The sequence below is a fragment of the Streptomyces sp. NPDC059037 genome (assembly GCF_042740015.1).
Classification (GTDB): Bacteria; Actinomycetota; Actinomycetes; order Streptomycetales; family Streptomycetaceae; genus Streptomyces.
Genome location: NZ_JBHYIG010000078.1, coordinates 20,640 through 27,548, shown reverse-complemented (window position 1 = coordinate 27,548; position 6,909 = coordinate 20,640). Strand labels below are relative to the sequence as shown.

General features: G+C 72.0%; 4 protein-coding genes. All 4 read left to right on the top strand.

Annotated features, from left to right (window positions below):
• The first annotated feature begins 137 nt into the window (after positions 1-137).
• Positions 138-1,760 carry a beta-N-acetylhexosaminidase gene (locus ACFWY6_RS18335; RefSeq protein WP_384691183.1) on the top strand — a complete coding sequence of 541 codons (1,623 nt, stop codon included), beginning with the start codon at positions 138-140 and terminating at the stop codon, positions 1,758-1,760.
• 297 nt (positions 1,761-2,057) lie between these two features.
• On the top strand, positions 2,058-2,960 hold the full coding sequence (locus ACFWY6_RS18330) for a xanthine dehydrogenase family protein subunit M (protein WP_135336498.1): 903 nt from the start codon (positions 2,058-2,060) through the stop codon (positions 2,958-2,960).
• Positions 2,957-4,549, top strand: a complete 1,593-nt coding sequence (locus ACFWY6_RS18325) for a 2Fe-2S iron-sulfur cluster-binding protein (protein WP_384691179.1) — start codon at positions 2,957-2,959, stop codon at positions 4,547-4,549. The genes ACFWY6_RS18330 and ACFWY6_RS18325 overlap by 4 nt, the downstream gene beginning before the upstream one ends.
• Positions 4,546-6,858 (top strand): xanthine dehydrogenase family protein molybdopterin-binding subunit, encoded by a 2,313-nt coding sequence (locus tag ACFWY6_RS18320; protein WP_384691176.1) that lies wholly within the window; start codon positions 4,546-4,548, stop codon positions 6,856-6,858. The genes ACFWY6_RS18325 and ACFWY6_RS18320 overlap by 4 nt, the downstream gene beginning before the upstream one ends.
• Positions 6,859-6,909: the final 51 nt, after the last annotated feature.

Sequence of the window (6,909 nt, the reverse complement as noted above, 5' to 3'; positions counted from 1 at the left end):
GGGTGGCGACATGGAACTGGGGGCCATGGCCGGCAATATGTAGCCTCGGGCGGGGACCCCTGTATGCCGCGGGGGGGGGGGTGGCGGGGGCCCCACCGCCCCTTTTGCGTTGTGCAATCGCGTGGAAGTCTCGCCGCATGACCTTTGAGGAACTCATCCCGGCGCCCGCACGCGCCGAGGGCCGCCCGCACGGCGAAGGCTTCGTCCTCGACGCGTCGACCCTCATCGACGCCTCCCCCGGCACCGGGTCCACCGAGCGCTGGCTGCGCTCGTCCCTCGGTGCCGCACTCGGTCTTCCGCTCGCCCCCGGTGCGCGGGGCAGCGCCGTCGCGCTGCGCATCGACGACGCCCTCGCCCCCGAGGCGTACCGGCTCACCGTCGCCGAGGGAGGCGTGGAGATCCGGGGAGGTGCCGCCCCCGGCGTCTTCTGGGGAGCCCAGACCCTGCGCCAGCTGCTCGGCCCCGAGGCGTTCCGGCGGGCCCCGGTCGGATCCGGGCGGCAGTGGACCCTGCCCCTGGGCGCCATCGAGGACGCCCCGCGCTTCCGCTGGCGCGGCATGATGCTCGACGTGTCCCGGCACTTCATGCCCAAGGACGGCGTCCTGCGCTATCTCGACCTGCTCGCCGCGCACAAGCTGAACGTCTTCCACTTCCACCTCACCGACGACCAGGGCTGGCGCATCGAGATCAAGCGCCACCCGAAGCTCACCGAGGTCGGGTCCTGGCGGCCGCGCTCCAAGTGGGGGCACCGAGCGTCCGGGCTGTGGAACGAGACGCCGCACGGCGGCCACTACACGCAGGACGACATCCGCGAGATCGTCGCGTACGCCGATGCCCTGCACATCGCCGTCGTACCCGAGATCGACATCCCGGGGCATTCGCAGGCCGCGATCGCCGCGTACCCGGAACTCGGCAACACCGACGTCGTCGACACCTCCTCCCTCGGCGTCTGGGACACGTGGGGCGTCAACCCGAACGTCCTCGCCCCGACCGAGGAGACCCTCCGCTTCTACGAGGGCGTCTTCGAGGAGGTGCTCGAACTCTTCCCCTCCACCTTCATCCATGTCGGCGGCGACGAGTGCCCCAAGGACCAGTGGAAGCAGTCGCCCACCGCGCAGGCCCGCATCAAGGAGTTGGGGGTCGGTGACGAGGACGGTCTGCAGAGCTGGTTCATCCGGCACTTCGACAAGTGGCTGTCCGCGCGCGGGCGTCGGCTCATCGGCTGGGACGAGATCCTCGAAGGCGGGCTCGCGGAGGGCGCCACCGTGTCGTCCTGGCGCGGGTACGGGGGTGGCATCGCGGCGGCCAAGGCCGGGCACGACGTCGTCATGTGTCCCGAGCAGCAGGTCTACTTGGACCACCGACAGGACGGCGGAGCCGACGAGCCCGCACCCATCGGGTACGTCCGCACCCTTGAGGACGTCTATCGCTTCGAGCCGCTGCCACCGGAGCTCACCGAGGCCGAGCGCGGGCATGTTCTCGGTACGCAGGCCAACGTGTGGACCGAGGTGATGGAGTACCACGCACGCGTGGACTACCAGGTGTTCCCGCGTCTCGCCGCCTTCGCCGAGGTCGCCTGGAGCGCGCTCCCCGACCCGGCCGAGCGTGACTTCGCGGACTTCGAGCGGCGAATGACCGCTCATTACATGCGACTTGATGCCCTCGGCGTCGACTACCGGCCACCCGGTGGCCCGTTGCCGTGGCAGCGCCGCCCCGGTGTGCTCGGACGCCCGATCGACGGGTCGCCCCCAAACGTGTGAGAGGCACCCGATAGTGGAGGTGCCGGGCCGCCCGCGCTGGGACCGTGGGCGGCCGGAAGAAAGTCGTACAAGGTTCACCGAAGAGTGGCAATTCCCGCCGACCGGTGAGGGCGTGCGAAACCGGCACATCCCCCAGGTCTGCGGATGAATGTCTCCTAGCGGACCCCCGCGCCGGGGGCCGGGGAACATGTGCCAGAGTTGCCACGTCCGGGCAGTGAGCACGTACCGTACGGCGGAACAGGCGTAACGGTGGGAACGGCGAGAAAGCCGCCGGGCATCGGGAAGGGGCAGCCGGTTTTGACCACGCACGCACCGCAGGCGGCGCTCACCGCGCACACGGCGAAGCTGCCTGGGACGCTCGACGAGGCCGTGGAGGCGCTCGCCGCGATGCCTGCCGCCGTGCCCGTCGCCGGCGGCACCGACCTCATGGCCTCGGTCAACGCGGGGCTCCTGCGCCCCGCCGCGCTCGTCGGCCTCGGCCGCATCAGCGAGATCCGCGGCTGGCAGTACCAGGACGGTCACGCGCTGCTCGGCGCCGGACTCACCCACGCCCGCGTGGGGCGGCCCGACTTCGCGGCCCTGATCCCGGCGCTCGCGGCCGCCGCGCGCGCCGCGGGACCCCCGCAGATCCGCAACGCGGGCACGCTCGGCGGCAACATCGCCAGCGCGGGCCCGACCGGTGACACGCTGCCCGTCCTCGCCGCCCTGGAAGCCGTACTGATCATCGCGGGCCCCGGCGGCGCACGCCGCGAGGTGCCCGTCTCGCATCTGCTCGCCGGGATGGACATGCTCCGCCCCGGCGAACTCATCGGCTTCGTACGCCTTCCGCTGCTGCACGCGCCGCAGGTCTTCCTGAAGGCGACCGGACGCACCGGACCCGGCCGGGCGATCGCCTCCGTCGCGCTCGTGCTCGACCCCGCGCGGCGCGGGGTGCGCTGCGCGGTCGGCGCCGTCGCGCCGATGCCGCTGCGGCCCCTGGAGGCCGAGCAGTGGGTCGCCTCGCTGATCGACTGGGACGGCGAGCGGGCGATCGTGCCGGAGGCGCTGACGGCCTTCGGCGAGTACGTCGCCGCCGCGTGCATCCCCGACCAGCCACCGGCGGACGACGGCTCCCCGCAGCCGCATCCGCCCGCCGTACTGCACCTGCGGCGCACCGTCGCCGCGCTGGCCCGACGGGCACTGGGGAGGGCGCTGTCGTGAGTGACGACCAGGACAACAACGGGGGCTGGCAGCCGCACCCGCAGGGCGAGTACGACTCGGACGCCACCGCCTTCGTGCAGCTGCCGGAAGGCCTCCTGGACGGCTCTCCGCTCGCTGCGCCCGGCCACGGCTATGTGCCGCCGCAGATAACGGTCACGCCGACGACCGCCGACGCGACGGACCCGGCGGCGACCGGGACCTGGGTCATGCCGGCCGATGTGACCGGGGCGGGGGCGGCTTCCGGTGTGCAGGGCGGGCAGGGCGTGCAGAACGTGCAGTGGCCGGTTGCCGGTGAGGTGCCGGTCGAGCCGTCCGCTCCGTCTGCTCCGTCTACTCCGTCCGCTCCATCTGTTCCGTCCGCTCCGTCCGTTCCTGAGCAGGCGTACGACCATGGCGCCACCGGGCAGTGGAGCTTCCACGAGGCGGAGGCGGCGGCGCCCGCGCCCGCCGATGTCACCGGGCAGTGGTCGATTCCCGTCGCCAATGGTGATCTTCCGGATGAATCGGGCGAGTTCACGACGTCCTCGCTCGCTGCTCAGTGGGGCGGTACGCCGCCCGCGACGCTGCCGGGCGGGGCGGCCGCTCCGTGGGCGACGGGGGGTGCCGGGGCGGGTGAGCCGTGGTCTCCGGAGCCGGAGCCGCAGCCGGAGCCGCAGCCGCAGGTCGCCGCCGAGGTCGAGGTGGAGCCCCAGGTCGCGGTCGAGCCCGCGCCTGCGCCTGCGCCCGTGCCTGTCGCTGAGCCCGAGCCTGTTCTTGAGCCCGAGCCCGAGGCCGAGCCCGTATCGGCCGAAGTGACCGACGACGCTCCCGTGGCGTCGCCTGAGGCCCCGGCCGCCCCTGACGCGGAAGCCGAAGCGGAGGCCGAAGCCGCCCCCGAAGCCGCCCAGGAAGACCCCCCGTCGACCTCCGCCGACCTCGGCGACGAGCACCCCCTCTGCTCCTACGTCCTGCGCGTCAACGGCACCGACCGCCCCGTCACCGACGCCTGGATCGGCGAGTCCCTGCTCTACGTGCTGCGCGAGCGCCTCGGCCTCGCGGGCGCCAAGGACGGCTGCTCGCAGGGCGAGTGCGGCGCCTGCAACGTCCAGGTGGACGGGCGCCTCGTCGCCTCCTGCCTGGTGCCCGCGGCCACCGCCGCCGGCAGCGAGGTGCGCACCGTCGAGGGCCTCGCCGCCGACGGTCAGCCGTCCGACGTGCAGCGCGCGCTCGCCGCCTGCGGTGCCGTCCAGTGCGGTTTCTGCGTACCGGGCATGGCGATGACCCTGCACGACCTCCTTGAGGGCAACCCCGCCCCGACCGACCTGGAGACCCGCCGCGCCCTGTGCGGCAACCTCTGCCGCTGCTCCGGCTACCGCGGTGTGCTCGACGCCGTGCACGAGGTGGTGGCCGAGCGCGAGGCGTCCGCGGCCGCCGCGGAGCCGTCGGGCCCCGACGACCCGCCGGACGCGCCGCGCATCCCGCACCAGGCGGGCCCCGGCGCCGGAGGGATCAACGCGGCGGCGTACGACGGAACGTACGAAGGCCCCGGAGCGTACGAAGGACCAGGAACGTACGAGGGACCATACGGCCAGGACGGAGGCCAGGCGTGAGCAACGAAGCCGCGGGGGGCGCGAGCACCGCGACCGCAGCGGAGCCGCAGCCCGGCCCCGAACCCCTGCCGCACGGCATCGGCGCATCGCTGCCGTCCGCCGAGTCCCGCGCCAAGACCGAGGGCACGTTCCCCTACGCGTCCGACCTGTGGGCGGAGGGGCTGCTCTGGGCGGCCGTCCTGCGCTCCCCGCACGCGCACGCGCGGATCGTGTCGATCGACACGTCGCAGGCGCGCGAGATGCCGGGCGTGCGGTCCGTCGTCACGCACGAGGACGTGCCGGGCGAGGCGCTGCAGGGCCGCAAGACCCCGGACCGTCCGGTCTTCGCCTCCGATGTCGTACGCCACCACGGCGAGCCCATCGCCGCCGTGGCCGCCGATCATCCGGACACGGCGCGGATGGCCGCCGCGGCGATCTTCGTCGAGTACGAGGTGCTTGAGCCGGTCACCGACCCGGAGAAGGCCTTCGCCGCCGAACCGCTGCACCCCGACGGCAACTTGATCCGGCACATCCCGCTGCGGCACGGCGACCCGGAGGCTGCGGGCGAGCTCGTCGTCGAGGGCCTGTACCGCATCGGCCGGCAGGATCCCGCGCCGATCGGCGCCGAGGCGGGTCTTGCCGTGCCGCGCCCCGACGGGGGAGTGGAGCTGTACATCGCCTCCACCGACCCGCACACCGACCGGGACATGGCCGCGTCCTGCTACGGCATCGACCCCGGCATCGTGAAGGTCGTCGTGACCGGCGTCCCCGGCGCGACCGCCGACCGCGAGGACGCGAGCTTCCACCTGCCGCTCGGTCTGCTCGCCCTGACCACCGGCTGCCCGGTGAAGCTGACGGCGACGCGTGAGGAGTCCTTCCTCGGGCACGCCCACCGCCACCCGACGCTGCTCCGCTACCGCCATCACGCGGACGCCGAGGGCAAGTTGGTGAAGGTGGAGGCGCAGGTCCTGCTCGACGCGGGTGCGTACGCGGACACGTCGTCGGATGCGCTGGCGGCTGCTGTTTCGTTTGCGTGTGGGCCGTATGTGGTGCCGAATGCCTTTATTGAGGGCTGGGCTGTGCGCACCAATAATCCGCCGTCCGGGCATGTCCGGGGCGAGGGCGCCATGCAGGTGTGCGCGGCGTACGAAGCCCAGATGGACAAGATCGCGAAGAAGTTGGGCATCGATCCGGCCGAGGTGCGGCTGCGCAACGCGATGGCGACGGGTGACATCCTGCCCACCGGTCAGACCGTGACGTGCCCGGCGCCCGTCGCCGAACTCCTCGCCGCCGTACGGGACTTCCCGCTTCCCGAGCTGCCGAAGGACACGCCCGAGGACGAGTGGCTGCTGCCTGGCGGCCCTGAGGGGGCGGGGGATCCTGCGGCGGTGCGGCGGGGTGTCGGCTATGGCCTCGGGATGGTTCAACTCCTGGGCGCCGAGGGCGCGGACGAGGTTTCCACGGCCACGGTGAAGGTCCAGGACGGTGTCGCCACGGTGATCTGTGCGGCGGTCGAGACGGGGCAGGGTTTTACGACTCTGGCTCGTCAGATCGTTCAGGAGACGCTGGGGATCGATGACGTGCGGGTCGCTCCGGTGGATACGGATCAGCCGCCTGCTGGGCCGAGTTGCCATGGGCGCCACACGTGGGTTTCGGGTGGTGCGGTGGAGCGTGCGGCGAAGATGGTGCGTACGCAGTTGCTGCAGCCTCTTGCCCATAAGTTCGGTATGTCCACCGAGCTGCTGCAGATCACCGACGGCAAGATCACGTCGTATGACGGGGTGTTGTCGACGACGGTGACGGAGGCGATGGACGGCAAGGAGTTGTGGGCCACGGCGCAGTGCCGGCCGCATCCGACGGAGCCGTTGGATGCTGCCGGTCAGGGTGACGCCTTTGTGGGGATGGCGTTCTGTGCGATCCGTGCGGTGGTCGATGTCGATGTCGAGATCGGTTCGGTACGGGTGGTGGAGCTGGCGGTGGCTCAGGATGTCGGGCGCATCCTGAATCCGGCTCAGTTGAAGACGCGTATTGAGGCGGGGGTTACGCAGGGGGTGGGGGCGGCGTTGACGGAGAACTTGCGGACGCCGCGGGGGCTTGTGCGGCATCCGGATTTGACGGGCTATGCGCTTCCGACTGCCTTGGACATTCCTGACATTCGCATCGTGAAGTTGGTGGAGGAGCGGGACGTCGTTGCTCCCTTCGGGGCGAAGGCGGCCAGTGCGGTGCCGGTTGTCGCGTCGCCGGCGGCGGTTGCTTCTGCGGTGCGGGCGGCTACGGGGCGGCCGGTCAATCGGTTGCCGATTCGGCCGCAGGCGGCGGTGGCTACGTGATGTTGCCTTCTCCGTCTCCTTCTCCGTCTCCGTCTCCTTCTCCGTCTCCGT